Below are 26,044 nucleotides of genomic sequence, written 5' to 3' on the forward strand. Positions count from 1 at the left end.
GTCAGTTCGCCTCCTTCTTCTCCGCGGCGGTCTGGTCGCTGCCGCTCTCCGCCTCGACGGCGGCCGACTCGGCCTCCTCGGAGGCGTCGGTACGACGCGCGGCCTCGGCGCCCTCGCCGTCGGCGGTGGGCTCGGTGCCGGTGGCGCCCGAGGCCTGCGCCGAGGGGGCGCTCCAGCCGCGCTCGTGGGCGATCTCGAGACCCACCAGCGAGGCGGGGCCCGCGGCGGGGCCCTCGTCGGCGCGCCCGTCGGGGAAGCCGGCGAGCACGCGCTCGGCCTCGCGCCAGGTGCACACGCGCGGGCCACGGGTCGAGGTGACCTCCTTGCCGGCGCGCAGGTCGTCGACCAGGGCGACCGCCGAGTCGGGGGTCATGTTGTCCATGAACTCCCAGTTGACCATCATCACCGGCGCGTAGTCGCAGGCTGCGTTGCACTCGACGTGCTCGAGGGTGATGTTCTTCTGGCCCGGCACGTCGGCGGTGGTCTCGTCGTTGCCGACGTCGAGGTGGTCCTTGAGCCGCTCGAAGATCTGGTCGCCGCCCATCACCGCGCACAGCGTGTTGGTGCAGACCCCGACGTGGTAGTCGCCGACGGGGCGGCGCTTGTACATCGTGTAGAAGGTCGCGACACCGCTGACCTCGGCCGCGGAGATGTCGAGGATCTCGGCGCACGCCTCGATGCCCTCGGGGGTCACCCGGCCCTCGGTGGACTGCACCAGGTGCAGCATCGGCAGGAGGCCGGAGCGGGCCTCGGGGTAGCGGCCGGCGATCTCGCGCAGCTCGTCGAGGGTCGTCTGCGACAGCGTCATCGGTCGACGCCTCCCATCACGGGGTCGATCGAGGCGATCGCCACGATGACGTCGGCGACCATGCCGCCCTCGCTCATCACGGACGTCGCCTGCAGGTTGGTGAACGACGGGTCGCGGAAGTGCGCCCGGAAGGGTCGGGTGCCGCCGTCGGAGACGACGTGTGCGCCGAGCTCGCCGCGCGGCGACTCCACGGGCACGTAGGCCTGGCCGGTCGGGACCCGGAAGCCCTCGGTGACCAGCTTGAAGTGGTGGATCAGGCCCTCCATCGACTCGCCCATGATGTGGCGGATGTGGTCGAGGCTGTTGCCCATGCCGTCGGAGCCGATCGAGAGCTGGCTGGGCCAGGCGACCTTCTTGTCGGCGACCATGACGGGAGCGCCCTCGAGGCCGGCGAGGCGCTCGGCGGCCTGCTCGACGATCTTCAGCGACTCCCACATCTCGGCCAGGCGCACCCGGAAGCGGCCGTAGGCGTCGGCGGTGTCCCAGGTCTGCACGTCGAAGTCGTAGGTCTCGTAGCCGCAGTACGGCTCGGACTTGCGCAGGTCCCAGGGGTAGCCGGTGGCGCGCAGCGGCGGACCGGTCAGGCCCAGCGCCAGGCAGCCCTCGAGGTCGAGGTGGCCCACGCCCTCGAGGCGGCCCCTGAAGATCGGGTTGGCGTTGCACAGCGCGGCGTACTCGGGCAGGCGCTTGCGCATCAGGTCGATGAAGCCGCGGATCTCGTCGAGGGCGCCGGGAGGCAGGTCCTGGGCGACGCCGCCGGGGCGGATGAAGGCGTGGTTCATCCGCAGGCCGGTGATCAGCTCGAAGAGGTCGAGCACCAGCTCGCGCTCGCGGAAGCCGATCGTCATCACGGTCAGCGCGCCGAGCTCCATGCCGCCGGTGGCGATCGCGACCAGGTGGGAGGAGAGACGGTTGAGCTCCATCAGGAGCACCCGCATGACCTGCGCCTTCTCGGGCACGTCGGCCTCGATGTCGAGAAGCCGCTCGACGCCGAGCACGTAGGTCATCTCGTTGTAGAACGGGGAGAGGTAGTCCATCCGGGTGCAGAACGTGACGCCCTGCGTCCAGGAGCGGAACTCCATGTTCTTCTCGATGCCGGTGTGCAGGTAGCCGATGCCGCAGCGGGCCTCGGTGACCGTCTCGCCCTCGAGCTCGAGGATCAGGCGCAGCACGCCGTGGGTCGAGGGGTGCTGGGGGCCCATGTTGACGACGACGCGCTCCTCGGCGCCCTCCTCGAGCCCCTCGGTGATGGAGTCCCAGTCCTGGCCGGAGACGGTGAAGACGCGCCCCTCGGAGGTCTCCTGGGTGCCGGCGTAGAGGTCCTGCTCGCCGGCGCCCGTGCTGGTGTTGGTTCCGGTGTTGGCAGCCATCAGTTGTACGACCTCCGCTGGTCGGGAGGCGGCACGGTGCCGCCCTTGTACTCCACGGGGATGCCACCCAGCGGGTAGTCCTTGCGCTGGGGGTGGCCCGGCCAGTCGTCGGGCATGAGGATGCGCGTGAGCCCGGGGTGGCCGTCGAAGACGATCCCGAACATGTCGTAGGTCTCGCGCTCGTGCCAGTCGGCGGTCGGGTAGACCGCGACCACCGAGGGCACGTGCGGGTCGGCGTCGGGGGCGGTGGCCTCGACGCGGATCCGGCGGTTGTGGGTCATCGAGAGCAGGTGCATCACCACGTGCAGCTCCCGCCCGGTGTCGTCGGGGTAGTGCACGCCGGAGACGCTCGAGCACAGCTCGAAGCGCAGCGCCTCGTCGTCGCGCAGCAGCCGCGCGACGTCGAGGAGGTCCTCGCGGCGCACGTGGAAGGTGATCTCGCCGCGGTGCACCACGACGCTGCCGACGGCCTGCTCGAGCCCGGCCGAGCGGGTCGCGGCCTCGAGGGCGTCGGCGACCTCGTCGAACCAGCCGCCGAAGGGACGGCTGCTCGGCGCGGGGTAGGTGACGGCCGAGACGAGGCCGCCGTAGCCGCTGGTGTCACCGGTGCCGCGCACGCCGAACATCCCGTGGCGCTGGCCGACCTGGTGGACCTGGCCGGGGGCGGAGGGCAGGTTCTCGGGCGACTGCTCCACCGCCGGCTTGCCGGGGGTCTGCTCGGGCCCGTCGGGGGTCGCCGTCGTGACGTCCTTGTCGTCGCTCACCGCAGCAGGCCCTTCATCTCGGAGGTCGGCAGCGCGGTGAGGCGCTCGTTCTCGAGCTCCTCGATCTGCGCGAGGCGGTTGGCCCCGAGCTTGGTCGACTGGACCTGGTCGTGCAGCTTGAGGATCGCGTCGATGAGCATCTCGGGCCGCGGCGGGCAGCCGGGCAGGTACATGTCGACGGGCACGACGTGGTCGACGCCCTGCACGATCGCGTAGTTGTTGAACATGCCGCCGGAGCTGGCGCACACGCCCATCGCCAGGACCCACTTGGGCTCGGCCATCTGGTCGTAGATCTGGCGCAGGACCGGGGCCATCTTCTGGCTCACGCGCCCGGCGACGATCATCAGGTCGGCCTGGCGCGGGCTCGCGCGGAAGACCTCCATGCCGAAGCGGGCCATGTCGTACTTCGGGCCGCCGCTGGTCATCATCTCGATGGCGCAGCAGGCCAGGCCGAACGTCGCGGGCCAGAACGAGGCCTTGCGCATGTAGCCGGCCACGCCCTCGACGGTCGTCAGCAGGACGCCGCTGGGGAGCTTCTCCTCGATACCCATGGCTGGGTCCTTTCGCAGATGTGGTCCGGTCAGTCCCAGTCGAGCCCGCCGCGACGCCACTCGTAGGCGTAGGCGACGGTGATGTTGACCAGGAACAGGACGACGGCGAGCAGGCCGAAGCCACCCAGGGCGTCGAAGTGGACGGCCCACGGCACCAGGAACATGATCTCGACGTCGAAGATGATGAAGGTCATCGCGACCGTGTAGAACTTCACCGGCACCCGCCCGCCGCCGACCGGCTGCGGGGTGGGGTCGATGCCGCACTCGTAGGAGTCGAGCTTGGCGCGGTTGTAGCGCTTGGGTCCGGTGAGCGTGCTGACGCCCACCGAGAAGACGGCGAAGCCGGCGGCCAGCGCGGCCAGCACCAGCACCGGGGTGTAGAGCTCCATCGCGATCCCTTCCTCCTACGTGCGCCACGCAGCCCGGGTTGTGACCTTGTGAACCGAATCACTAGTGGCGTGGCGCACAGTCTGCCACTCCCCCGCACGGGTGGCGACCCGGGGGGTGGGTGCGTGCCGCGGGCCGGGATCGGGCCCTGACCTGCGCATTTAACGCACGTCAGTGTTACTTAATTCGAGGGGGACTCCGGCGCGCGCTCAGGCGGTCGCGCGGTGCAGGGCGACGATGCCACCCGAGAGGTTCTTCCACTCCACGCCGCTCCAGCCGGCCCCGGCGACGAGGTCGGCCAGCCCGGCCTGGTCGGGCCAGGCGCGGATCGACTCGGCGAGGTAGACGTAGGCGTCGGGCGACGACGAGACCGCGCGGGCCACCGGCGGCAGCGCCTTCATCAGGTACTCGACGTACAGGGTGCGGAACGGCGACCAGGTCGGGTGGCTGAACTCGCAGACCACCAGGCGCCCGCCGGGCCGGGTCACGCGGCGCATCTCGGCCAGGCCGGCCGCCGGGTCGACGATGTTGCGCAGCCCGAAGGAGATCGTGACCGCGTCGAAGGTGTCGTCGGCGAAGGGCAGGCGGGTGCCGTCGCCGGCGGTGAAGGGCAGGTGCGGGCGCGCCTGCTTGCCCACGCGCAGCATGCCCAGCGAGAAGTCGCAGGGCACCACGGTGGCGCCGCGGTCGTGGAAGGGCGCGCTGGAGGTGCCGGTGCCGGCCGCCAGGTCGAGGATCCGCTCGCCCGGCACCGGGGCCACGGCCTCGAGGACCTCGGTGCGCCAGCGCCGGTCCTGGCCCAGGGAGAGCACGTCGTTGGTCACGTCGTAGCGCTTGGCGACGGCGTCGAACATGCGTCGTACGTCGGTCGGCTGCTTGTCCAGGTCTGCACGGGCCACAGGCGCAGCGTAGAGGCCGGTGCCGAAGCCGCTCACCGGCGGCACGCAACCAACCGCCGCGCCCGTGCGTCTCCCTGGTGAGACCCGACGGCCCCGGCCGTCCCGCTGCACCCGACGAGGACCTCCTGATGACGCACCTGACCCGCTTCGCGCTCCTGCTCGTGCTCGCGCTCCTGCTGCCCGCGACGGCGTACGGCGCCGGGCTGGCCCAGGAGCGCTGGCTCGGCGACGACGCCGTGGGCCGGGCGCCCGCGGTGGCGGCCGACCCCGCACCGGTCCGGGCCCCGGCCCGCCCGGCGCGGCCGGCCCGGCCCGTCCGGCAGCCGGTGGCACCCGCCCCCGCGCCGATCGAGCCGGCGATGGTGCCCGGCCCGGCGCTGATGGGCCCCGGCGGGCAGGGCGAGGACGTGCGCGACCTGCAGGCCCGGCTCGCCCAGATCGGCTGGTTCTCGGCCGGGGTGACCGGCTTCTACGGCGACGTCACGGTCGCCTCGGTGCGCGGCTTCCAGGCCAAGCGCGAGATCCCGGTGACCGGCGAGGTCGACCGACGCACCCTCGATCGGCTGCTGGCGATGACCCGCCAGCCGACCACCGACGAGCTGCACCCCGAGCGCGTGGTCGCGGCGTCCGCAGCGGCGCTGGACCCGCGGTGCCTGGTCGGCACCGCGCTGTGCATCGACAAGACCACCGCCACGCTGTCCCTCGTCGTCGACGGCCAGGTGCGCGCCACCCTCGACGCGCGCTTCGGCGGCGCCGCCACCCCCACCCGCGAGGGCCTCTTCTCGGTGCTGCGCATGGACCGCGACCACGTCTCGAACCTCTACGGATCCGCGATGCCGTTCTCGATGTTCTTCTCCGGCGGCCAGGCCGTGCACTACTCCTCCGACTTCGCCGCCCTCGGCTACGCCGGCGCCTCGCACGGCTGCGTCAACATCCGCGACTACGACGCCCTCGCCGCCATCTACGACCAGGTGAGCGTCGGCGACCGGGTCGTGGTGCACCGCAGCTGAGGCCGCCCCACGACCCGTGGCGCACGGACTCGGCCCGCGTGAGGTCGCCCACGCGGGCTCGGGTCGGCGCCGGGCGCTGAGTACCCTCGACCCCGTGACGACCAGCGCGAGCCCCGGGAGCCAGGGCGCCCCCTCGGCCGTGGAGGCACCCCTGGTGGCGCGCACCGTGGCCGTCGACGTCGCCCGCCTCGACGCCCTGGGCTCGCTGCTCGACCTCCTGCCGTCCGATCACCCGGTCAGCTGGCTGCGCCGCGGCGAGGGCCTGGTCGGCTGGGGGTGCGCCGCCGTCGTGCGCACCCAGGGCCCGGCCCGCTTCAGCGACGCCGCGAAGTGGTGGGAGGAGACCACCGCCCGCGCGGTGGTGCGCGACGAGGTCGAGGAGCCCGGCACCGGCCTGGTCTGCTTCGGCACGTTCGCCTTCGCCGACGAGCCCGGCCATTCGGTGCTCCAGGTGCCCTCGGTCGCGGTGGGCCGCCGCGGCGACCGCGCCTGGGTGACGGTCGTGGGCCGCGGCAGCATCGAGCCGCTCGACTCGCACCTCTCCCCCGCCGCGGCCCCCGACGCCCCGGCCGGCATCACCTTCGCCGACGGCTCGCTGAACTCCGAGGAGTGGATGTCGGCGGTCGCCGACGCGGTGGCTCGCATCGGTGGCGGCGACCTCGAGAAGGTCGTGCTGGCGCGCGACCTGGTGGCCACGGCCGACGAGGACGTCGACGTCCGGTGGCCGCTGCAGCGTCTCGCGGCGGCGTACCCGATGTGCTGGACCTTCCATGTCGACGGCATGTTCGGCGCGACCCCCGAGATGCTGGTGCGCCGCGAGCGCGGGCTGGTGACCTCGCGGGTGCTGGCCGGCACCATCCGCCGCACCGGCGACGACGAGCGCGACCTGGCGCTGGCCGCCACCCTGGCCCGCTCGTCGAAGGACCTCGAGGAGCACGAGTACGCCGTGCGCTCGGTCGCCGACTCCCTCGAGCCGCACTGCTCCTCGATGAACGTGCCCGAGGCCCCGTTCGTGCTGCACCTGCCCAACGTCATGCACCTGGCCACCGACGTGGCCGGGGTGGTGCACGACGCGCAGACCGTCTCCTCCCTCGACCTCGCCGAGGCGCTGCACCCCTCGGCGGCCGTCGGCGGCACCCCCACCGCCGCGGCCACCGACCTGATCACCGAGATCGAGCGGATGGACCGGGGTCGCTACGCCGGTCCCGTCGGGTGGATGGACGCCAGCGGCGACGGCGAGTGGGGCATCGCCCTGCGCTCCGGCTCGGTCGAGGGCCGCAGCGTGCGGCTCTTCGCCGGCTGCGGCATCGTCGCCGACTCCGACCCGGAGGCCGAGCTCGCCGAGGCGCAGGCCAAGTTCGTGCCGGTGCGCGACTCCCTCTCCGGCTGACCCGGCGCACATCTCACCCCGACCCGGCGCGAACTTCGCGTCGAGCCGGCCCGAACCTGCTCAGGCTGGTCCGGGCCGGGTCAGCGCGAGATTCGAGCCGGGTCAGCGCGAGATTTGGGCCGGGTCGGCGTGAGATTTGGGCCGGGTCGGCTAGAGGTCGGCGCCGTCGGGGCGGCGGACGAACTCCAGGCCGTCCTGGCCCAGGAAGCGGCCGAAGTGCTGGTCGACGATGCCCAGGGCCAGGTCGGAGTAGACCTTGTCGTGGATGGCGAGCACCCGCGGGGCGGCCACGGAGCGGGCGAACTCGATGCCGTCGGCGACCGCCATCCAGGGGGCGCAGACGGGGGCCAGCAGCACGTCGACCGGCTCGCCGGGGCCGGTGAGGGCGTCGCCGGGGTGGTAGACCCGCTGGTCGCCGCAGGTCAGCACGTAGCCGGAGTTGTCGAAGTGCGGCAGCTCGGGGTGGATCACCGCGTGCTTCTCCCCCACCACCTGCACCGGGAGGCCGGCGACCTCGAGGGACTGGCCCGGCGCGACCACGGTGACCCGCTCGGCCAGGTCCGGGGCCTGCTCGCGGATCTGCTCGGCGACCGCCGCGATGGTCCAGATCGGGGCGTCGGCGGCCCGCAGCGCGTCGGCGGTCCAGTGGTCGGCGTGCTCGTGGGTGACCAGCACCCCGGCCGCGCCGTCGACGGCCTGGGCCGCGTCGGGGGTGAAGGCGCCGGGGTCGAGCACCAGCGCGGTGCCGCCGTGCTCGACGCGCACACAGGAGTGGCCGAACTTGGTGATCCGCATGCCGTCCACCGTAGCCGCGCCGCCGTCGGCGACGGCGACACCGGCGACGCTGCCTACGATGCTGCGGTGACCTCCTTGCGCGCCGCGACCGTCGCCGACGCCGAGGCGCTGGGCGGCCTGCACGTCGACGCCTGGGACGACGCCTACACCGGGCTAATGCCCCAGCGGCTGCTCGAGGAGCGCCGCGCCGCGCTGCCCGAGCGGGTCGAGATGTGGCGCGAGATCCTGACGGCCCGCGCGCAGGCGCCGGATGCCCCCGTGGTGTGGCTGGCCGAGGACGCGAGCGGGCTGGTCGGCTTCGCCTCGGCCCTGCCGGCCCGCGACGACGACCCGGCCCTGCCCGGGCTCGAGCTCACCGCGCTCTACGTGCGGGCCCGCTGCTGGGGCACCGGGCTGGGGCACCGGCTGCTGGAGGCGGCGGTCGGCGACCGGGCGGCGTACCTGTGGGTGCTGGCCGGGAACGAGCGCGCCACCGGCTTCTACGAGCGGCACGGCTTCGTGCTCGACGGGGCGGTCGACGACTCCGACGACCACGGCCGGCACCTGCGGATGGTGCGCCGGTGAGCGCCCACGGCGCCGCCGAGGTGCCCTGGCTCGACCTGGCCGACCCGGCGTTCGACACCAACGGCGAGGCGGTGCACGCCGCGCGCGAGCGCTCCTGGTGGGCGCGCACGCCGTACGGCGCCGCAGTGCTGCGCCACCGCGAGGGGGCGGCGCTGCTGCGCGACCGGCGCTTCGTGCAGGGCAACGCGCGCTGGCCCGAGCAGAACGGCATCCGCTCCGGGCTCTTCCACGACTGGTGGGCCGAGACCCTGCTCAGCCTCGAGGGCGACGACCACGACCGGGTGCGGCGGCTGCTGCTGCCCGCCTTCCGCAAGCGCTCGATCGAGGCGATGCGTCCCTCCTTCACGGCGCTGGCCGACGAGCTGGTCGACGGCTTCGCCGCCCGCGGCCGGGTCGAGCTGGTCGGGGAGTTCGCCGAGCCGTACGCCGCCCGCATCATCTGCCGCCTGCTCGGCCTCGACGAGGACCACTGGCCGCAGGTCGCGCACTGGGCCGACGATCTGGGCGCATCGTTCTCGACCGACGTGGCCGCGCAGGTGCCGCGCATCGAGGCCGCGCTCGACGGGCTCAGCGGCTACCTCGCCGACGTGGTCGCCGAGCGCCGGACGGCGCCGCGCGACGACTTCCTCACCACCCTGGTGCAGGCCGCCGACGCCCCGCCCGAGGGCACGGTCGGGCTGAGCGACCACGAGCTGTCGGTGGCCCTGGTCTTCCTGGTCTTCGCCGGCATGGAGACCACCCGCAACCAGATCGGGCTCGCGGTGCGCACCCTGCTGCGCCACCCCGACCAGTGGCGGCTGCTGGCCGCCCGGCCCGACCTCGGCGCGGCCTGCGTCGAGGAGGTGATGCGGGTCGACCCCACCGTCACCTGGGTGACCCGCGAGGCGCTCGAGGACGTCGACCTCGGTGACGGGCTGGTGGTGCCCGCCGGCGGGGTCGTGCAGGTGCTCTCCCACGCGGCCGGCACCGACCCGGCCGCGATGACGACGACGGGGCTCGACCTCGAGGCCGCGGCCCGCGGCGAGCGGCCGCCGCACACCGGCTTCGGTGCCGGCATCCACCACTGCCTGGGCCACTACGTCGCCCGCGTCGACATGGCCGTGGCGCTGCCGCTGCTGGCCGCCCGGATGCCCGACGCGGAGTGCGACGGCCCCGGCGAGTGGCTGCCCGCGTCGGGCAACACCGGCGCGGTCTCGTTCCCGCTGCGCTTCACGCCCACCTGATCCCCCCGGAGGTCGGCCTCAGGTGGCGAGGTGGTGCACGAAGCACCAGCGCCAGTGCTCGCCGGGCTCGGCCGACTGCATGACCGGGTGGCCGGTGTCGCGGAAGTGCGCGGAGGCGTGCTGGGCCGGTGAGGAGTCGCAGCAGGCCAGGTGGCCGCACGCCAGGCACTGGCGCAGCGCCACCCAGGAGGTGCCGGCCTCGAGGCAGTCGACGCACACGCCCGCGTCGCTGGTCTCCACGACCGACGTCGCGGTCAGGTGCTCGCACTCGTCTCGGGTCGCGGCGCGCAGCCCCACGGGCTCGTCCTGCTCGTGCTGGGGCAGCACCCGGTCGATCAGCGACTCCTCGACGTCGAGCATCGCCAGCACCTCGGCGACCACCACGGAGTCGACGCGCCCCGAGCTACGGATCTCGAGCACCCGCTCGCGCTCGGCGTCGATCATCGCCAGCCGCACGCGGGCGTAGAGCTCGCTGGGGGTCTCCAGGCCCGGGGTGGTGCCCAGCCGCTCCCAGGCGGCGAAGTTGCGCTGGTCGACGCGCTGGCGGATCAGCTCGACGACGCCGTGGGGGTCGTCGTACTCCTGCTCCTCCAGCGCCGCGAAGCCGGCCTTGGAGGCCTGCTGCAGCAGGGTCGCGCGCGCCAGGGCGTCGTCCATCGGGTCCGGCGCCCGCACCCGCAGCCGGCGGGCCAGCCACGGCAGCGTCAGCCCCTGGAGCAGCAGGGTGCCGGCCACGACGGTGAACGCGACCATCAGCAGCACCTCGCGGTGCTCGACGTCGGAGGGGATGACGAAGGCGGCGGCCAGGGTGACGACCCCGCGCATCCCGGCCCAGCCGACCAGCAGCGTGTTCTGCCACGACGGCTTGACCCGGGTCGCCCCGTCGTCGCTGGGGCGCAGCAGCACGTAGCGGGCCCCGAAGACCCACACGACGCGCAGCACGATCACCGCGACCAGGGTGGCGCCGCAGACCAGCAGCACCCGGCCCCAGCCGACCCCGCCGCGGCCGACGTCCTCGACCAGGCGGGCGGCCTGCAGGCCGATGAGCAGGAAGACGACGTTCTCGAGGACGAAGGCGATGGTGCGCCAGTTCATCCGCTCCGCGATCCGCGACGAGGCGGTCTGCAGGACCGGGGACCGGTGGCCCAGCAGCAGCCCGGCCACGACCACCGCGATGACGCCCGAGGCCTGGATCTCCTCGGCCAGGACGTACGCCGTGAACGGGGTGACCAGCGAGATCGCGGTGTCGGTGAGCGGGTCCTCGACGCGGCGGCGTACCCAGCCGATGACCAGGTAGAGCAGCGCCCCCACGGCCACGCCACCGCCCGCGGCGAGCGCGAAGTCGAGCCCCACGCCCACCGCGGTGATGCCGGCGCCGCCGGCGGCGATGGCGGTGCGCAGCGAGACCAGGGCGGTCGCGTCGTTGAAGAGCGACTCGCCCTCGAGGATGGTCACGATGCGGCGCGGCAGGCCGATGCGCCGACCCACCGCGGTCGCCGCGACCGCGTCGGGAGGTGCGACGACGGCGCCGATCGCCAGCGCGGCGGGCCAGCCGATGTCGGGCAGCAGGGCGTGCACCAGCACCCCGACCCCGACGGTGGTGAAGACGACCAGCCCCACCGAGAGCAGCAGGATCGAGCGCCGGTTGGCGTTGAAGTCGACCAGCGACGTCTGGATGGCCGCGGCGTAGAGCAGCGGCGGCAGCAGCCCGACCAGCACCACCTCGGGCGAGAGGGTGATCTCGGGGACGCCCGGGAGGTAGGACCCGGCCACTCCCACCACGATCAGCACCAGCGGCGCGGGCACCTCGATCCGGTCGGCCACCGCGGTGACCACGAGCACGGTGAGCGCCAGGGCGATGAGCAGCAGGGCGATCTCCACCCGGAGATCCTCCCAGGTGGGCGGTGGCCACGCTCGGTTCAGGGGCGCAGCGCGCGGATCCGCTCGTCGAGGGCCCGGCGGTCGTCGCGGCGCACCCGGGCCTCGACCACCTCGATGCCGCCGTTGGGCGAGGCCAGCGCCTGCTCGAGCTCGGGCAGGCTCTCGACGCGCCAGTGGGGGGTGCGGGTGGCCGCGCACAGGCTGGCCAGGTCGACGCGGTGCGGGGTGGCGAAGAGCCGCTCGAAGCGGTCGGCGTGGGCGGGCGCGCCCTGCTCGAGCATCGAGAAGATCGAGCCGCCGTCGTCGTTGACCACCACGATCGTCAGGTCCGGCTCGGGCTCGTCGGGGCCCAGCACCAGCCCGTTGGCGTCGTGCAGGAACGTCACGTCACCGACCAGCGCGAAGGCCCGGCTGCTCGACGGACGTCCGAGGGCGGCGCCGATCGCGGTCGAGACGACCCCGTCGATGCCCGACAACCCCCGGTTGGCCACGACCTTGCGGCGCGCGCCGACCTGCCAGCCGTGCACCATCAGGTCGAGGTCGCGGATCGGGCTCGAGGCGCCCACGTGCAGCAGCCCCTCGGGCGGCAGGGCGCGCGCCACCGCGCCCGCGACGTCGTACGGCGTGAGGCCGGGCTCGGCGCCCAGCAGCGCGTCGAGCCGGCGGGAGACCGCGCGGTCGGCCTCGACCCAGGCCGCGAGCCAGCCGGGGTCGGTGGCCTGCTGGTCGGGGTGCGGCGCGGCGCCGGGGAGCTCGACGTCGACGGCGAAGGGACGGGCCGCCCACACGCCCCGGGCCGGGGCCGCCAGCACCTCGACGCCGTCGCGGCCCAGCAGCCGGGTCACGGGCCGGCTGAGCGTGGGGTGCCCGGCCACGACGACCCGCTCGATGCTGCGGCCCAGGTCGGTCTCGAGCAGCAGGCGGTAGGCGCGCAGGGCGTGGGAGCCGGTGCGCGAGCCGCTGGACGGCTCGGCCAGCAGCGGCCACCCGGCCGCCTGCGCCAGCAGCCGGGGCGGCGGCCCGGCGTCGTCGCCGGCGACCACCACGGTGCGCGGGCCCGGGTCGATGGGGGCGTCGGTGGTGGGCCAGCGGGGTCCGGAGCGCTCCTGGGGGTCGGAGCCGGTCACGGCCGCCCGCTCGTCGGCGTCGAGCACCCAGGGGCCGGCGGGCAGCAGCGGCTCGTCGAGGCGCACGTTGAGGTGCACCGGCCCGTCCTCGAGCCACAGCGCGAGCCAGCCGGGTGGCCGGTCGGCGCCGACGTCGCGGGTCTCGACCAGCGGGCCGAAGACCCCGACCTGCTCGGTGGTCTGGTTGGCGCCGGTGCCCGAGAGCCGGGCGGGGCGGTCGGCGGTGACCACGACCAGCGGCACCCCGGCGTGCGCGGCCTCGAGCACCGCGGGGTGCAGGTTGGCCACGGCGGTGCCGGAGGTGCTCACGACCGCGGCCGGCGCGCCGGTGCGGGAGAGGCCGAGCGCCAGGAACGCGGCGGAGCGCTCGTCGATGCGGGTGTGCAGGCGCAGCAGCCCCGCGGCGGCGGCGTCCCAGACCGCGAAGGACAGCGGCGCGTTGCGCGAGCCGGGCGCGACGACCACCTCGCGCACCCCGGCGCCGAGCAGCGCCACGACCACCGCGCGGGCGGTGCGGGTCGCGTCGTTCTCGTCGGGCTCAGCCACGGCGCCGATCCTCCCGCACCCCGCGCACCCGGGCCAGCCGCGCCTCCCAGTGCGCGACCCGCCCGGGGTCGGCGGCCAGCCGCCCCAGGGCGGCCGGTGCGACCGCGGGGCGAGCGACCCGCAGCGCCCCGTCGACGGGCAGCAGCGGCTGGGTGGCCACGTCGTCGGTGAGCAGCTGCACGGTGGCCAGCCCGCACGCGTGCGGCAGCTCGGGCAGCGCGGCCGCCAGCGCGACCCCGGCCGCGATCCCGACCGAGCTCTCCAGCGCGGAGGAGACCACCACGGGCAGGCCGATGTCCTCGGCGATGCGCAGGCAGGCGCGCACCCCGCCCAGCGGCTGCACCTTGAGCACGGCGATGTCGGCGGCCTCGAGGTCGCGCACCCGGTAGGGGTCCGCGGCGCGGCGGATCGACTCGTCGGCGGCGACCGGCACGTCGATGCGGCGGCGTACGAGCGCCAGGTCCTCGACCGCGGCGCAGGGCTGCTCGACGTACTCGAGCCCGCCGGCGGCGCGGTCGTAGCGCGGGATCGACGCCACGGCGGTGTCGACGTCCCAGAGCCCGTTGACGTCGATGCGCACCCGGCCGCCAGGCCCGCCGGCGTCGAGCGCGGCGCGCACCGCCTCGAGCCGCGCCAGGTCGTCGGCCTCGCCCTGCCCCGGCTCGGCGACCTTGACCTTCGCGGTGCGGCAGCCACCGCGGCGCACGATCTCGTGGGCGCTCGCGGCGTCGACGGCCGGCACGGTCACGTTCACCGGGACCAGGTCGCGCAGCGGTGCCGGCCAGTCACCGGCGGCGGCCTCCTCGGCGCAGCGCAGCCAGGGCTCGGCGACGGCGTCGTCGTACTCCAGGAAGGGCGACCACTCGCCCCACCCGCCGGGGCCGTGCAGCAGCACGCCCTCGCGCACGGTGATGCCGCGGAAGCGGGTGCGCATCGGGATCGAGAAGACCTGCAGCCCGGCCATCAGGCTCCCTCGGCCAGGGCCTGCAGGGCGACCCGGTCGGGCTTGCCGTTGGCGAGCAGCGGCAGGGCGTGGAGGTCGACCACGTGGCGCGGCGCCCAGGAGCGCGGGTGCGCGTCGGCGACCCAGGCGCGCAGCTCGTCGAGCGGCACCGGGCCGTCGGTGCCGACCACGAGCGCGACCAGGCGCCGGCCCCACTCCTCGTCGGGCACGCCCAGCACCTCGGCGGCCTCGACACGCGGGTGCTCGCGCAGCCGGGCGGCGACCGCGGGGGCGGGCACGTTGACGCCGCCGGTGACCACGACGTCGTCGAGCCGGCCGAGCACCTGGAGCCTGCCGTCGTCGTCGAGACGACCGGCGTCGGAGGTGAGGAACCACCCGTCGACCAGCACCTCGGCGGTCAGCGCCGGGTCGCCGTCGTACCCCGCGAAGAGGGTCGGCCCGGCGAGCCGGATGCGCCCGTCGGGGCCGAGCGCGAGCCCGACTCCGTCGAGCGGCACGCCGTCGTAGACGCAGCCGCCCGCTGTCTCGGCCGAGCCGTACGTCGCCACCACGCGCACCCCCGCCCGCGCCGCGCGCTCGCGCAGCGACGCGTCGATGGGGCCGCCGCCCAGCAGCACCGTGTGCAGCGAGGCCAGGGCCGCGGCGTCGCCGGAGTCGCCGCGGTCGCCGAGCGCGCGGTGCAGCTGGGTCGGCACCAGCGAGACGAAGCCGTCGACCCCGGCGGGCAGCGCGGCGACGGCGGCCGCGAGCGAGCCGTGCTCCTCGAGCAGCACCGGGTCGTGGCCGGCCACCAGCGACCGGGCGACCACCTGCACCCCCGCGACGTACGACGCCGGGAGCGCAAGCACCCACGCGCCCGTGGCCCCGAGGCGGCGCGCCGAGGCCTCCACCGAGGCCAGCACCGCGGCCCGGGGCAGCAGCACCCGCTTGGGCCGCCCGGTCGAGCCGGACGTCTCGACGACCCACGGCGCGGGCTCCTCCACGGAGCCCAACCAGGCCCGCAGCGACGCCACCGCGTGACGTGGGCCACCGGGGTCGATATCCATGCGACGAACGCTAGCCCGGCGTGGTCTCATCCTCCGGTGCCGACCCGCCCCGCCGTCCTCGACCAGTTCGTCCCGCCGACCCCGCTGGCCGGCAAGCTGTCGGTCCAGTCGGTGCTCTTCGCGGTCGGCGACGGGGCGTTCATCACCGCCAGCGCCGCCTTCTTCCTGGGGGTCGTCGGCCTGTCACCGACCCAGGTCGGCGTCGGCATCACCGTCGCGGGCGTCGCCTCGTTCCTGGTCGCGGTGCCGGCGGGCAAGCTGGCGGACCGGATCGGCCCGCAGCGGCTGTGGGCGATCGGCGCGGTCGGCACCGCGGCGGCGTACGCCACCTGGCCCTGGATCGACGGCTTCGTGGCGTTCCTGGTCGTCAGCGTGGTGCTCGAGGTGGTCAACTCGACCGGCGGCGCCGCCCGGGGCGCCTACGTGCTCGACGTGCTGCCGCGCGCCGAGCGGATCGGCTCGCAGGCCTACATGTACGCCGCCACCAATCTCGGCTTCACCGTCGGGGCGGGCGTGGGCTTCATGGCGCTCGCCGTCGAGCACAACACCCTGCTCACCGCGCTGCCGCTGCTGACCGCGGCCCTGAGCCTGGTCAACGGCTACTGGATCGCCCGGCTGCCGAAGGCCCCGCACAAGGAGCGCCCCTCGCCGCTGGAGACCGCGATCGCCGCCGCCGTCGACGAGGCGGACGCCCCGCGGGCCGTCCCGAGCGCCCTGCGCAACCCCGGCTACCTGCTCACCTCGTTCTTCAGCGGCGTCCTGATGACCAACCAGGTGCTGCTGCACACGGTCATCCCGCTGTGGTTGATGTCGGAGACCGACGCGCCCAGGGTGCTGCTGGCGGCGCTCTTCGCCACCAACACGCTGATGTGCATCGTGCTGCCGATGGCCGTGGCCCGCACGGTGCGCGGCCTGCCGACCGCGCTGCGGGCGGCCAGGATCAGCAGCGCGTTCTTCGTCATGGCGTGCGTCATCACCATGGTCACCCGCGACACCCTCGGCTGGCAGACGATCATGCTGATGTGGGCCGGGCACATCGTGGTCACCTTCGCCGAGCTGTTCCTCTCCGCGGCGAGCTGGGCCTTCGAGTCCGAGCTGTCCGACCCCGACCGCCGCGGCGAGTACCAGGGCGCCGGCAACCTCGGCGGCACCCTCGGGTTCGTCTGGGCCCCGGCCGCCTACACGTGGCTGGCGCTGAGCTGGGGCACCGAGGGCTGGCTGGTGATCGCCGCGATCATCCTGGTCGCCGCCGTGGCCATCCACCCCTCGGCGCGGATGGCGCAGCGCTTCCTCGAGCGCCACGAGCTCGACCCGGCCCGCTGAGGGCCGCGCGGGCGGTGTTGAATCGTCCGGTGACCGCTCCCGCTCAGTGGCTCGCCGGTGCGCGCCCCCGCACCCTGCCCGCCGCCGTCGCCCCCGTGCTCGCCGGCACCGGCGTCGCGGCGTACGTCGACCAGCCGGTGTGGTGGAAGGCGCTGCTGGCCCTGGTGGTCAGCCTCGCGCTGCAGGTCGGCGTCAACTACGCCAACGACTACTCCGACGGCGTGCGCGGCACCGACGACGACCGGGTCGGCCCGATGCGCCTGGTCGGCTCCGGCGCCGCCACGGCGCCCGCGGTCAAGCGCGCCGCCTTCGCTGCCTTCGCGGTGGCGGCCGCGGCCGGCCTGGTGCTCGCCGCCACCACCGCGTGGTGGCTGGTCGCCGTCGGCGCCGTGAGCGTGCTGGCCGCCTGGTTCTACACCGGCGGTGACAGGCCCTACGGCTACCTGGGCCTGGGCGAGGTGATGGTCTTCGTCTTCTTCGGCCTCGTCGCGGTCGTCGGCACCACCTACGTGCAGACCGAGACCTTCGAGCCCGCCGCCCTGGCCGCCTCGGTCGGCATCGGCGCCCTGGCCTGCGCGATCCTCGTGGTCAACAACCTGCGCGACATCCCCACCGACACCCTCGCCGGCAAGCGCACCCTCGCGGTGCTGCTCGGCGACCCCCGCACCCGCACCCTGTACGCCGCCCTGGTCGCGGTCGCCGCGCTGGCCGTGCTCGGCGTGGCCGCGCTGACGACCTGGTGGGCGCTGCTGGGCCTCGGCTTCCTGGTCGCGGCCCTGCCGGGCCTGCGCGTGGTCGGCGGCGGCGCCACCGGCCCGGGGCTCGTCCCGGTGCTGCAGGCCACCGGCTCGGCCGAGCTGGTCTGGTCGGTGCTGGTCGCCGCGCCGCTGCTCGTCCGCTGATGCCAGCCGAGCAGTCACTTTCGAACCAGCGACCGGTCACTCTTGAACCACCGAGCGGTCGATGACCGGCACCCGCGCCACGGCGACCGGGCTAGGCTCGGGGCATGAAGTTCCTGCTGCTCATCCTCGTGATCGTGGCCGTCGTCGCCGCCTGGCGCATGCGCAGCGTGCTGCTGGGCAAGGTGCTGGGCCAGTCCTCGAGCCGGGTCGACCGGCACCTGAACCGCCGGAAGCGCTGAGCCTCAGTCGACGTCCTCGCGCGCCTTGCGCTCCTCGAAGCGCTGCCCGGCCGCGCGGGCCCGGGCGTCGACGCGCCGCGCCAGCGCCTCGCGGGGGCCGTTGAGCAGGAAGTAGGACCCGATCCCGCTGAGCACGAAGGCGATCACGAAGACCCCGAGCAGGTTGGCCTCACCGGCCACGAGCAGCCAGAGACCGCTCACCACGCCCAGCGAGGCGAGGAAGAGCAGGATGCGCAGGGCGGTGTAGACGGCGAACTCCTTCACCCCTCCAGGGTAGGTCGTCACCGGGGAGCGCCTACATTGGAGGGGTGCTGAAGTTCCTGCTGGTCGTGGCGTTCGTCGCGGTCGTCACCTACCTGGCCATCCGCCTGATGCAGCGTCGGCTGCCCGGCGGCGGCTCCCAGGGCGTACGCCGCCCGCTGCCCGGCCCCAAGCCGAAGCCGCGGATGGTCGCCCCCGACGACGACGAGGACTTCCTGCGCGACCTCGAGCGCAAGCGCCGCCACCCCGAGGACCCCGACACCCCCACCACCTGACAGCCCGGCCGAGCGGTCACTTCTGCACCATCGACCAGTCAGTCGCGGACCACGCCCGCTCGCCCGGCGACCGCTGGGTGGTGCAGAAGTGACCGGTGGGTGGTTCGAAAGTGACCGGTGGGTGGTTCGAAAGTGACTGCTCGGCCGGCCTCAGCGCTCGAGCGGGGAGACGACGGCGCTGGAGGCGTCGGCGTAGGAGTGCTGGGAGCTGCTGGAGAAGAAGTTGATCCCGATGAAGTTGAACCACAGGGTGGCCAGGCCGACGAGGGCGATGATCGCGGCGTTGCGGCCCTTGAAGCCGGCCGTCGAGCGGGCGTGCAGGTAGGCGGCGTACACGACCCAGGTGATGAAGGCCCAGACCTCCTTGGGGTCCCAGTTCCAGTACGACGCCCACGCCTCGTGCGCCCAGATCGGGCCGGTGATGAGCACCGCGAAGGTCCACACCGGGAAGCCGAAGGCGTGCATGCGGTAGGAGACCCGGTCGAGCACGGCGGGTGCGGGCACCCGGGCGAGGTAGCCGGTGGTGCGCTCGGGGTGCTTGGCCTGGGCGCGCTCCTTGAGCAGGTAGAGCACCGAGGTGATCCCGCCGAGGGTGAAGGCGCCGGTGGCGATCACGGCGGAGACGACGTGGATGACCAGCCAGGGCGAGTTCAGCGCCTCGGTGAGCGGCGAGACCGGGGCGTAGAGCCAGATCTCGGCGACCATCATCAGCACCAGCACGGTGGAGACGACGATGGGGGCCATCCAGCCGAGGCCGAAGCGGCGGCGGGTGGCCAGGTAGAGCGCGGCGACCACGAACGTGCCCGAGAGCGTGAACTCGTACATGTTGCCCCACGGCACCCGGTTGGGGTCGGCGGCCATGCCGCGCCCCACGAGGGCGACCAGGTGGACGCCGGCGCCCAGCCAGGTCAGCAGCAGCCCGAGGCGGCCGGCCATCAGCACCCGGCGCTCGTGGGCGTCGTCGACGTCGCCGGAGGTGGGGCCGGCGGTGGGCGCCGCCTCGTCGGCGGCCACGGCGCCACCCGCACCGGCCGAGACGCGGGCGACCTCGGCCGAGGCAGGCACCTTGCGCAGCAGGCTCCACTCCACCAGGTGCGACAGCATCGCCAGGAAGTAGACGGCACCGGCGGCGGCGACGGCCTGCTGGCTCAACGCCTCCCAGGACGGGTCGGTCATCTCAGCTCCTTCTGCGCCGCGGGTCGCAGCGCCTCCACGATATCGGCGAGCACCAACGCCACGTCCCCGCCGCCGGAGCGGTCCAGGGCGGCCAGCTCGACCACGGTGCGCCCGTCCTCGCGACGCGCCCGCACCCAGACCCGGCGGGGCCGGATGAACAGGCTCCCGAGCAGCCCGAGCAGGGCGGCCACGACGCCGACGAGCGCCACGACCTTGCCGGGGCTCTGGCTGACCTGCACCCGCACCCACGGCTGGACGCCCTCGAACGTGACGCTGCCGAGCCCGTCGGGCAGCTCCTGGGTGGCCCCGACCTGCAGGTCGACGCGCAGCGGGCTGCCGTCGGCCTTCGTCACCTGCTCGGTGCCGTCCTTCTCGAGGATGTAGACCGACTGCGAGGTGCCGTCGTCGAGACCCAGGTCGCCGCGGTAGACCAGCATCGAGATCGCCGGGTTGAGGGTGTCGCCCATGACGTTGACCGGGTCGCCGCCGATGTTGACGAACGTCGGGTAGAACAGCCCCTCGAGGCCGAGGCCGTCGGGCTCGGCGGCGGGCGCCTTGATGACGCCGAAGGACAGGAAGCTCTGGTCCTGGGGCAGGAAGATCCGCGGCCCGCTGGCCACCACCTTCCCCTCGGCGTCGCGCACCGTGATCACCGGTGCGTAGCCGTGGCCGACGAGGAAGACCTCGGAGTCGCCGATCTGCAGCGGGTGGTTGACCCGCAGGGCGTAGTCCCGCTCCTCGGCGCCGGGCTCCTCGCGGTAGCGCAGCTGGGCCACGAAGTTGCGGGCCTGGCCCTGGGCGCGGCCCTCGGTGAGCCACTCGACCTCGAAGTCCTCGACGTCGAAGGAGAACGGCTCCATCTCGTCGGCGGAGAACGCGGAGCCGGGCACGAAGTCGTCGTACTGGGTCAGGTTGTTGGAGAAGCCGTTGCCGACCAGCACGATCACGCCGCCCTTGTACCCGAGCAGGCTGCCCATCGCGAAGCCCACCAGCACCACGATGATCGAGAGGTGGAAGACCAGGTTGCCGACCTCGCGCAGGTAGCCGCGCTCCGCGGAGACGGCGCCGGCCCCGGGGCCGTCGGGGTCCGCGGGGCGCAACCGGTAGCGGCGGCGGCGCAGCTCGGCGCGCGCCTGCTCGAGGACCTCCTCGACCCCCTCGTCGCTGTCGTACGACGCGTGGTCGGGCAGCCGGGTCAGGTTGCGCGGCGCCGCGGGCGGGACCGCCCGGATGTTGCGGGCGTAGACGAGGGTGCGCGGGATGATGCAGCCCACCAGGCTGACCATCAGCAGCACGTAGATGGCCGCGAACCAGACCGAGCCGTAGACGTCGAAGAGGTCGAGCCACTCGTAGACCGGGGTCAGGCGCGGGTGGTCCTCGCGCCAGCGCGACGCGGCGAGGGCGTCGACGCCCTGCTGCGGCACGATCGAGCCCGGCACGGCGGCCAGGGCCAGGAGCAGCAGCAGGATCAGCGCGGTGCGCATCGAGGTCAGCTGGCGCCAGGCCCAGCGGCCCAGCTCGCGCGGGGTCAGCTCGCCGGCGGTACGGCGGCCCTCGGGGCGCACCTCGGGAGGAGCGTCGGTCATATCGCCACCTCGAAGTCGGAGACCAGCTCGCCCTGCAACCAGGTCACCGCGTAGTCCCACCAGCCGGTGACCAGCAGCACCCCGACCGCCACCATCATCACTCCGCCGGCGCGGGTCACCCACGCCTGGTGGCGGCGCACCCAGGCGAAGGCGCCCAGGGCGCGGCGCCACAGCAGCCCGGCGAGCACGAAGGGCACGCCGAGGCCCAGGGTGTAGAAGGCCAGCAGCAGCGCGGAGCGCCCGGCGGTGCCCTCGCTGTAGCCGAGCCCGAGGATCACGCCCAGCGTCGGGCCGATGCAGGGGGTCCAGCCCAGGCCGAAGAGGAAGCCGAGCACCGGGGCGGCGCCCAGGCCCACCGCGGGCACCTTGTGCACCCGCAGGTCGCGCTGCAGCCACGGGACGAGCCCGACGAAGGTCAGGCCCAGCACGATCGTGAACAGCCCCAGCCAGAAGCTCAGCGTCGACTGGTTGACGCGTAGCCAGGTGCTCACCGAGCCCGCCAGCGCCCCGAGCGTCACGAAGACCGCGCCGAAGCCGGCCACGAACAGCACGGAGCCGGCGACCATCCGGCCGCGGCTGCCGCGGCCCTCGGCGATGTCGGCGCCCGAGAGGCCGGTGGCGTAGGAGAAGTAGCCCGGCAGCAGCGGCAGCACGCAGGGGCTGAAGAACGAGACCAGCCCGGCCAGCACGGCCACGGGCACCGCGAGGGCCAGCGAGCCCGACGAGGCGGTCTGCTGGAGCCAGTCGGTCACTGGCCCGACTCCTGGCCCGACTCCTGGGCCGTCTCCTGGGCCGACTCGACCAGGGTCAGCAGCGTCGTCTTCGACGGGATCTCCCCGCTGATCACCGACGCCACCCGGCCCTCGGGGTCCAGCACGAGCGTCGAGGGGGTCGCCTTGGGCGAGGTGCGCCCGGGGAAGGCCAGCAGGGCCTGCCCGTCGGGGGCGTAGATCGAGGGGTAGTCGACGCCGAGCCGGTCCTCGAAGACCTGCGCGTCGGCCGCGGAGTTGTCGCGGATGTTGATCCCGACGAAGGCGACGTCGTTGCCGAGCTCGTCGGCGGCCTCGGTGAGCATCGGCATCTCCTTGATGCACGGCCCGCAGCCGCTCCACCACACGTTGACCACGACCGCCTTGCCGCGCTGCTCGGCGAGGTCGTAGCGGCCGCCGTCGACGGTCTCGCCGGAGAGCTCGATGGGGCCCTCGCGGTCGCCGACCTCGTACTCGACGACCTGGCCGTCGCCGGGCACGTAGCCGGCGTCGTTGGTGCCGGCCAGCGACGAGCAGCCGGCGAGCGGCAGCAGCAGGGCCGCCGCGAGGGCGGCCCGGCGGGGGCGAGGGGTCAAGGCCGCTTCTCCTCCGGGGCCCCGCCTGCCGAAAACGGCGCGGAGCGGTCCCCGGTGGGGATCAGGTCGCCCGCGGGCTCGGAGTACGAGACCTGCGCGAGCCGCTCGCCGACGAAGTGGAAGGAGGTCAGCGAGCACAGCGTGCACTGGCGCTTGCGGGGGTCGTGCAGGAAGGAGCGGCCCTCGGCGGCCAGGCGGGTCGTCCAGATCGGCAGCTGGTGGGAGACCAGCACGGCCTCGTGGCCGGTGGCCGCCTCGCGGGCCTCGTGCACCGCGGCCATCATCCGCTCGACGATCTCCTTGTAGGGCTCGCCCCACGACGGCTTGAACGGGTTCCACAGGTGCCGCCAGGTCGACGGCTTCTTCAGCGCGTTCTTGCCGGGGCCGAACTGCTCGCCCTCGAAGACGTTGGCCGACTCGATGACCCGCTCGTCGGTGACGATGTCGAGCCCGAGCGCCGCGGCGAGCGGGCGGCCGGTCTCCTGGGCGCGCTCCAGCGGCGAGGAGCGCACGTGCACGATGTCGCGGTGCCCGATCTGCTCGGCGACGCGGTCGGCCATCCGCCGGCCCAGGTCGGAGAGGTGGAAGCCGTCGCGGCGGCCGTAGAGCACGCCCTCGGGGTTGTGCACCTCGCCGTGGCGCAGCAGGTGGACGATCGTGTCGGGGGTGCCGGTCATCGCTGGGGCCTCTCGGTCGCGGCGGCCGCGCGGGCGGCCTCGGGCAGCGCGTCGAGCACGGTCTGCACGGCGCGGTCGTCGTGGGCGGCGGAGAGGAACCAGGCCTCGTACGCCGAGGGCGGCAGGTAGACACCGCGCTCGAGCATGGCGTGGAAGAAGGCGCCGTACGCCGCGGTGTCGGTGCGCGAGGCGTCGTCGAAGTCGCGCACCGGGCCCTCGGCGAGGAAGACGGAGAACATGGTGCCGGTCGACTGGATCGTGTGCGCGACGCCGGCGGCCGTGAGGGCCTCGGCGGCGGCGGTCTTGATGGTCTCGCCGGTGCGGTTCAGGTGGTCGTAGACCTCGGGGGTGGCCAGCCGCAGCGTGGCCAGGCCGGCGGTGGTGGCGACGGGGTTCCCCGACAGCGTGCCGGCCTGGTAGACCGGCCCCTCCGGCGAGAGGTGGCCCATCACGTCGGCGCGACCGCCGAAGGCCGCGGCCGGGAAGCCGCCGCCCATCACCTTGCCGAAGGTCACCAGGTCGGGGCGCCAGCCCTCGACCGCCCCGTCGAGGCCCCACTGGCCCTGCCGCGAGGCCCGGAAGCCGGTCATCACCTCGTCGCTGACGAACAGCGCGCCGTGGCGCGCGCAGGTCGCGGCCAGGAACTCGTTGAAGCCCGGCTCCGGCGGCACCACGCCCATGTTGCCGGGGGCGGCCTCGGTGACCAGGCAGGCGATCCGGTCGCCGTGCTCGGCGAAGACCGCCTCGACCGCGGCCCGGTCGTTGTAGGGCAGCACCAGCGTCAGCTCCGTCGAGGACGCCGGCACGCCGGGGGTGCCGGGCACCGCGAAGGTGGCCAGCCCCGAGCCGGCCGAGGCCAGCAGCGCGTCGACGTGGCCGTGGTAGCAGCCGGCGAACTTCACCACGACGTCACGGCCGGTGAAGCCGCGCGCCAGGCGGATCGCCGACATGGTGGCCTCGGTGCCGGAGGAGACGAAGCGGACCTTCTCGACCGAGGTGCGCTCGACGATCTCCTCGGCCAGCTCCACCTCCGGCTCGGTCGGGGTGCCGTACGACGTGCCGCGCGCGACCGCCGCCTGCACCGCCTCGAGCACCTCGGGGTGGGCGTGGCCCATCAGCATCGGGCCCCACGAGCAGATCAGGTCGACGTAGGCGTTGCCGTCGACGTCGTGCAGCCACGCGCCCTGCGCGGAGCGGATGAAGCGGGGGGTGCCGCCGACGGCGTTGAACGCGCGCACCGGCGAGTTCACCCCACCGGGGGTCACGCGGTGGGCCCGGCGGAACATCTCCGCCGAGGCGTCGGTCGTCACGGGCTGCAGACCTTGGCTCACCCGGCCATTGTCCTCATGCCCCACAAGCCCGTCACGCCGGTGCCCGCCCGCGCCGGGGCGGGGGTGGTCCAGCCCACTGCGGCCCACGCGCGGCCCCCGACGCCGTGCGCCGGTCCGGGACGCTGGTTTGTGCCCGCTGACCTGGGGGCATGGTGGAGGACCGGGGGGCCGCGGGCCTCCCGGCCCACCTCCGGCGAACGGCAGTGCCCGTAACGTCGGTATGGGAGGATCGTTAGGTCGGTCACAGAGTGCTTGAGGGAGCACGGCCCATCAGCAGATCCACCGGCAGAACCAAGGGGAGAAGACTCGATGTCCGCACAGCGTTTGGGACGCCTGCAGAAGGCGACGGCCCTGGTGCCGCTCGGTCTGCTGTCGGCGGCAGTGACCGCCAGCCTGGTCGGGGTCTCCCCCGCGACGGTCAACGCCTCCGAGGAGGTCGAGGCCCCCGAGGTCTCCGCGCTGCCCGACGGCAGCAGCGTGCCGACCGAGGCGATCGAGGCCCCCGCGAGCGTGTCGACCGGCGACGTCGTCGCCGCCGGCCTGCGCGGCAAGAACGCCCAGCGCGTCGTGGCCACCGCCTCCAACGCCGACATCCCCTCCGCCGCCCTGGCCGCCTACCAGCGCGCCGAGACGGTCATCAACGAGGCCGACAAGTCCTGCAACATCACCTGGCAGCTGGTCGCGGCGATCGGTCGCGTCGAGTCCGACCACGGCCGCTACGGCGGCAACGTGCTCGACGACGAGGGCGTCGCCCGCCCCGGCATCTACGGCATCGCCCTCAACGGCAAGCGCGGCACCGCGCTGATCCGCGACACCGACGCCGGCCAGTTCGACAAGGACACCACCTTCGACCGGGCCATCGGCCCGATGCAGTTCATCCCCTCGACCTGGTCGGTCGTGGGCGTCGACGCCGACGGCGACGGCCAGCGCAACCCCCAGGACATCGACGACGCCGCGCTCGGCTCGGCCGTCTACCTCTGCTCCGGCGAGGACGACCTGTCGACCACGGCGGGCCAGGAGAAGGCGGTCTTCCGCTACAACAACTCCACCGAGTACGTCGACCTGGTCCTCTCGATCATGGACGCCTACATGTCCGGCGACTACACCTCGGTGCCCACCAACACCCTGGCCGCCGCCACCTTCGCGCCCGACCCGTCGTACACCCCGCCCAAGCCGCCCAAGCCCACCAAGAGCCCGCAGCAGGGCGGCCAGCAGCAGCCGGCCACACCTCCCGGCGGCGGCTCCTCCGAGCCGGCTCCCGAGCCCGAGCCCACCTCCCCCGCCGAGCCCAGCGGCCCGGTCGGCGGCGGCAACGGCGGCTCCGGCGGCGGCCTGGGCATCCCCGGCGCGCCCACCCCGACGCTGCCGGCCCTGCCCTCGACCAGCGTCTCGGTCGTCGACGAGGTGCTCGGCTACGCCCAGGCGGTGCTGCAGTGCACCCTCGACGGCTACGTCGACAACATCCTGAGCAGCAACGACCCCTTCGACAAGTGCGTGAAGGACTACATGGGCAAGTAGCCCCCCCCACCCCCACTACCACGTGCGAGGGGCCATCAACGAGCCCGACGCCGCCACCTTCTACGGCGGGGGCGCCGTGGGCTACA

Annotated in this window: 27 protein-coding genes; 9 read left to right on the forward strand and 18 right to left on the reverse strand. The window is 74.0% G+C overall.

Features of this window, described 5'->3' with window-relative positions; translation table 11 throughout:
• Position 1 precedes the first annotated feature (1 nt).
• From nuoE to OCU29_RS09110, 6 genes are all read right to left on the reverse strand, one after another.
• On the reverse strand, positions 2-808 hold the full coding sequence (gene nuoE, locus OCU29_RS09085) for an NADH-quinone oxidoreductase subunit NuoE (RefSeq protein WP_179614431.1): 807 nt from the start codon (positions 806-808) through the stop codon (positions 2-4).
• Complete coding sequence (locus OCU29_RS09090) at positions 805-2,178, reverse strand: NADH-quinone oxidoreductase subunit D (protein ID WP_261819657.1); 1,374 nt, start codon at positions 2,176-2,178, stop codon at positions 805-807. The genes nuoE and OCU29_RS09090 overlap by 4 nt, the downstream gene beginning before the upstream one ends.
• Positions 2,178-2,942: an NADH-quinone oxidoreductase subunit C gene (locus OCU29_RS09095; RefSeq protein ID WP_179614433.1), complete on the reverse strand. Its 765-nt coding sequence runs from the start codon at positions 2,940-2,942 to the stop codon at positions 2,178-2,180. Before OCU29_RS09095 ends, OCU29_RS09090 begins: the two co-directional genes overlap by 1 nt.
• A complete protein-coding gene (locus tag OCU29_RS09100) occupies positions 2,939-3,493 on the reverse strand; it encodes an NADH-quinone oxidoreductase subunit B family protein (RefSeq protein WP_179614434.1) in 555 nt (184 codons plus the stop codon). Before OCU29_RS09100 ends, OCU29_RS09095 begins: the two co-directional genes overlap by 4 nt.
• A gap of 29 nt (positions 3,494-3,522) precedes the next feature.
• Positions 3,523-3,882 (reverse strand): NADH-quinone oxidoreductase subunit A, encoded by a 360-nt coding sequence (locus OCU29_RS09105; protein WP_179614435.1) that lies wholly within the window; start codon positions 3,880-3,882, stop codon positions 3,523-3,525.
• 207 nt (positions 3,883-4,089) lie between these two features.
• On the reverse strand, positions 4,090-4,779 hold the full coding sequence (locus tag OCU29_RS09110; RefSeq protein ID WP_179614436.1) for a demethylmenaquinone methyltransferase: 690 nt from the start codon (positions 4,777-4,779) through the stop codon (positions 4,090-4,092).
• A 128-nt stretch (positions 4,780-4,907) separates the two neighbouring features.
• Between OCU29_RS09110 and OCU29_RS09115 the strand changes: the two genes are divergently transcribed.
• Positions 4,908-5,789 (forward strand): L,D-transpeptidase family protein, encoded by an 882-nt coding sequence (locus tag OCU29_RS09115; RefSeq protein ID WP_261819658.1) that lies wholly within the window; start codon positions 4,908-4,910, stop codon positions 5,787-5,789.
• A 94-nt stretch (positions 5,790-5,883) separates the two neighbouring features.
• The gene (locus OCU29_RS09120; protein WP_261819659.1) at positions 5,884-7,179 is read left to right on the forward strand and encodes an isochorismate synthase MenF; all 1,296 of its coding nucleotides are present in this window, start codon (positions 5,884-5,886) and stop codon (positions 7,177-7,179) included.
• Positions 7,180-7,329: 150 nt separating this feature from the next.
• Here the strand turns inward: OCU29_RS09120 and OCU29_RS09125 are convergent, their stop codons facing one another.
• The gene (locus OCU29_RS09125; protein WP_261819660.1) at positions 7,330-7,974 is read right to left on the reverse strand and encodes an MBL fold metallo-hydrolase; all 645 of its coding nucleotides are present in this window, start codon (positions 7,972-7,974) and stop codon (positions 7,330-7,332) included.
• A 66-nt stretch (positions 7,975-8,040) separates the two neighbouring features.
• Between OCU29_RS09125 and OCU29_RS09130 the strand changes: the two genes are divergently transcribed.
• Both OCU29_RS09130 and OCU29_RS09135 read left to right on the forward strand, forming a co-directional pair.
• Positions 8,041-8,538 carry a GNAT family N-acetyltransferase gene (locus tag OCU29_RS09130; protein WP_306799015.1) on the forward strand — a complete coding sequence of 166 codons (498 nt, stop codon included), beginning with the start codon at positions 8,041-8,043 and terminating at the stop codon, positions 8,536-8,538.
• Positions 8,535-9,761, forward strand: a complete 1,227-nt coding sequence (locus OCU29_RS09135) for a cytochrome P450 (RefSeq protein WP_261819661.1) — start codon at positions 8,535-8,537, stop codon at positions 9,759-9,761. The genes OCU29_RS09130 and OCU29_RS09135 overlap by 4 nt, the downstream gene beginning before the upstream one ends.
• 18 nt (positions 9,762-9,779) lie before the next feature.
• Here the strand turns inward: OCU29_RS09135 and OCU29_RS09140 are convergent, their stop codons facing one another.
• The 4 genes from OCU29_RS09140 to OCU29_RS09155 are packed head-to-tail and all read right to left on the reverse strand — an operon-like array spanning position 9,780 to position 15,325.
• Entirely contained in the window at positions 9,780-11,642 is a 1,863-nt protein-coding gene (locus tag OCU29_RS09140; RefSeq protein ID WP_261819662.1) for a Na+/H+ antiporter, read from the reverse strand.
• Between the two features lie 38 nt (positions 11,643-11,680).
• Positions 11,681-13,315, reverse strand: coding sequence for a 2-succinyl-5-enolpyruvyl-6-hydroxy-3-cyclohexene-1-carboxylic-acid synthase (menD, locus tag OCU29_RS09145; RefSeq protein ID WP_261819663.1), 1,635 nt, complete (start codon positions 13,313-13,315; stop codon positions 11,681-11,683).
• The gene (locus OCU29_RS09150; RefSeq protein ID WP_261819664.1) at positions 13,308-14,279 is read right to left on the reverse strand and encodes an o-succinylbenzoate synthase; all 972 of its coding nucleotides are present in this window, start codon (positions 14,277-14,279) and stop codon (positions 13,308-13,310) included. Before OCU29_RS09150 ends, menD begins: the two co-directional genes overlap by 8 nt.
• The gene (locus OCU29_RS09155) at positions 14,279-15,325 is read right to left on the reverse strand and encodes an AMP-binding protein (RefSeq protein ID WP_261819665.1); all 1,047 of its coding nucleotides are present in this window, start codon (positions 15,323-15,325) and stop codon (positions 14,279-14,281) included. Before OCU29_RS09155 ends, OCU29_RS09150 begins: the two co-directional genes overlap by 1 nt.
• A gap of 36 nt (positions 15,326-15,361) precedes the next feature.
• Between OCU29_RS09155 and OCU29_RS09160 the strand changes: the two genes are divergently transcribed.
• The 3 genes from OCU29_RS09160 (at position 15,362) to OCU29_RS09170 (ending at position 17,789) form a co-directional block, all read left to right on the forward strand.
• Positions 15,362-16,648 carry an MFS transporter gene (locus tag OCU29_RS09160; RefSeq protein ID WP_261819666.1) on the forward strand — a complete coding sequence of 429 codons (1,287 nt, stop codon included), beginning with the start codon at positions 15,362-15,364 and terminating at the stop codon, positions 16,646-16,648.
• Positions 16,649-16,677: 29 nt separating this feature from the next.
• The gene (locus OCU29_RS09165; RefSeq protein ID WP_261819667.1) at positions 16,678-17,550 is read left to right on the forward strand and encodes a 1,4-dihydroxy-2-naphthoate polyprenyltransferase; all 873 of its coding nucleotides are present in this window, start codon (positions 16,678-16,680) and stop codon (positions 17,548-17,550) included.
• Between the two features lie 104 nt (positions 17,551-17,654).
• Positions 17,655-17,789 carry a hypothetical protein gene (locus OCU29_RS09170; RefSeq protein WP_258017105.1) on the forward strand — a complete coding sequence of 45 codons (135 nt, stop codon included), beginning with the start codon at positions 17,655-17,657 and terminating at the stop codon, positions 17,787-17,789.
• Between the two features lie 3 nt (positions 17,790-17,792).
• Here OCU29_RS09170 and OCU29_RS09175 read toward each other — a convergent pair whose 3' ends face one another.
• On the reverse strand, positions 17,793-18,053 hold the full coding sequence (locus tag OCU29_RS09175) for a DUF4229 domain-containing protein (protein ID WP_179614446.1): 261 nt from the start codon (positions 18,051-18,053) through the stop codon (positions 17,793-17,795).
• A gap of 44 nt (positions 18,054-18,097) precedes the next feature.
• Between OCU29_RS09175 and OCU29_RS09180 the strand changes: the two genes are divergently transcribed.
• On the forward strand, positions 18,098-18,325 hold the full coding sequence (locus OCU29_RS09180) for a hypothetical protein (RefSeq protein WP_261819668.1): 228 nt from the start codon (positions 18,098-18,100) through the stop codon (positions 18,323-18,325).
• Between the two features lie 150 nt (positions 18,326-18,475).
• Here the strand turns inward: OCU29_RS09180 and ccsB are convergent, their stop codons facing one another.
• Genes ccsB through hemL form a run of 6 tightly spaced genes read right to left on the reverse strand, consistent with a single transcriptional unit; the run spans position 18,476 to position 24,440 of the window.
• Positions 18,476-19,501: a c-type cytochrome biogenesis protein CcsB gene (gene ccsB / locus OCU29_RS09185; protein WP_261819669.1), complete on the reverse strand. Its 1,026-nt coding sequence runs from the start codon at positions 19,499-19,501 to the stop codon at positions 18,476-18,478.
• Entirely contained in the window at positions 19,498-21,087 is a 1,590-nt protein-coding gene (locus tag OCU29_RS09190) for a cytochrome c biogenesis protein ResB (RefSeq protein WP_261819670.1), read from the reverse strand. Before OCU29_RS09190 ends, ccsB begins: the two co-directional genes overlap by 4 nt.
• On the reverse strand, positions 21,084-21,839 hold the full coding sequence (locus OCU29_RS09195; RefSeq protein ID WP_261819671.1) for a cytochrome c biogenesis CcdA family protein: 756 nt from the start codon (positions 21,837-21,839) through the stop codon (positions 21,084-21,086). Before OCU29_RS09195 ends, OCU29_RS09190 begins: the two co-directional genes overlap by 4 nt.
• Complete coding sequence (locus OCU29_RS09200; protein WP_261819672.1) at positions 21,836-22,432, reverse strand: TlpA disulfide reductase family protein; 597 nt, start codon at positions 22,430-22,432, stop codon at positions 21,836-21,838. The genes OCU29_RS09195 and OCU29_RS09200 overlap by 4 nt, the downstream gene beginning before the upstream one ends.
• Positions 22,429-23,109 carry a histidine phosphatase family protein gene (locus OCU29_RS09205; RefSeq protein ID WP_261819673.1) on the reverse strand — a complete coding sequence of 227 codons (681 nt, stop codon included), beginning with the start codon at positions 23,107-23,109 and terminating at the stop codon, positions 22,429-22,431. Before OCU29_RS09205 ends, OCU29_RS09200 begins: the two co-directional genes overlap by 4 nt.
• On the reverse strand, positions 23,106-24,440 hold the full coding sequence (hemL, locus tag OCU29_RS09210) for a glutamate-1-semialdehyde 2,1-aminomutase (RefSeq protein ID WP_261819674.1): 1,335 nt from the start codon (positions 24,438-24,440) through the stop codon (positions 23,106-23,108). The genes OCU29_RS09205 and hemL overlap by 4 nt, the downstream gene beginning before the upstream one ends.
• Positions 24,441-24,749: 309 nt before the next feature.
• Here hemL and OCU29_RS09215 point away from each other — a divergent pair, with 309 nt between their 5' ends.
• Positions 24,750-25,958, forward strand: coding sequence for a lytic transglycosylase domain-containing protein (locus OCU29_RS09215; protein WP_261819675.1), 1,209 nt, complete (start codon positions 24,750-24,752; stop codon positions 25,956-25,958).
• The last annotated feature ends 86 nt before the right edge of the window (positions 25,959-26,044 follow it).

This window comes from Nocardioides sp. OK12 (assembly GCF_024341885.1).
GTDB classification, from domain to species: Bacteria; Actinomycetota; Actinomycetes; order Propionibacteriales; family Nocardioidaceae; genus Nocardioides; species Nocardioides marinisabuli.

Coding starts and splice junctions, on each gene's coding strand:
- OCU29_RS09090 (WP_261819657.1), bottom strand. CDS start 2,178: ATGGCTGCCAACACCGGAACCAACACCAGCACGGGCGCCGGCGAGCAG.
- OCU29_RS09115 (WP_261819658.1), top strand. CDS start 4,908: ATGACGCACCTGACCCGCTTCGCGCTCCTGCTCGTGCTCGCGCTCCTG.
- OCU29_RS09205 (WP_261819673.1), bottom strand. CDS start 23,109: ATGACCGGCACCCCCGACACGATCGTCCACCTGCTGCGCCACGGCGAG.
- OCU29_RS09190 (WP_261819670.1), bottom strand. CDS start 21,087: ATGACCGACGCTCCTCCCGAGGTGCGCCCCGAGGGCCGCCGTACCGCC.
- OCU29_RS09150 (WP_261819664.1), bottom strand. CDS start 14,279: ATGGCCGGGCTGCAGGTCTTCTCGATCCCGATGCGCACCCGCTTCCGC.
- nuoE (WP_179614431.1), bottom strand. CDS start 808: ATGACGCTGTCGCAGACGACCCTCGACGAGCTGCGCGAGATCGCCGGC.
- ccsB (WP_261819669.1), bottom strand. CDS start 19,501: ATGACCGACCCGTCCTGGGAGGCGTTGAGCCAGCAGGCCGTCGCCGCC.
- OCU29_RS09170 (WP_258017105.1), top strand. CDS start 17,655: ATGAAGTTCCTGCTGCTCATCCTCGTGATCGTGGCCGTCGTCGCCGCC.
- OCU29_RS09105 (WP_179614435.1), bottom strand. CDS start 3,882: ATGGAGCTCTACACCCCGGTGCTGGTGCTGGCCGCGCTGGCCGCCGGC.
- OCU29_RS09155 (WP_261819665.1), bottom strand. CDS start 15,325: ATGGATATCGACCCCGGTGGCCCACGTCACGCGGTGGCGTCGCTGCGG.
- OCU29_RS09215 (WP_261819675.1), top strand. CDS start 24,750: ATGTCCGCACAGCGTTTGGGACGCCTGCAGAAGGCGACGGCCCTGGTG.
- OCU29_RS09100 (WP_179614434.1), bottom strand. CDS start 3,493: ATGGGTATCGAGGAGAAGCTCCCCAGCGGCGTCCTGCTGACGACCGTC.
- OCU29_RS09125 (WP_261819660.1), bottom strand. CDS start 7,974: ATGCGGATCACCAAGTTCGGCCACTCCTGTGTGCGCGTCGAGCACGGC.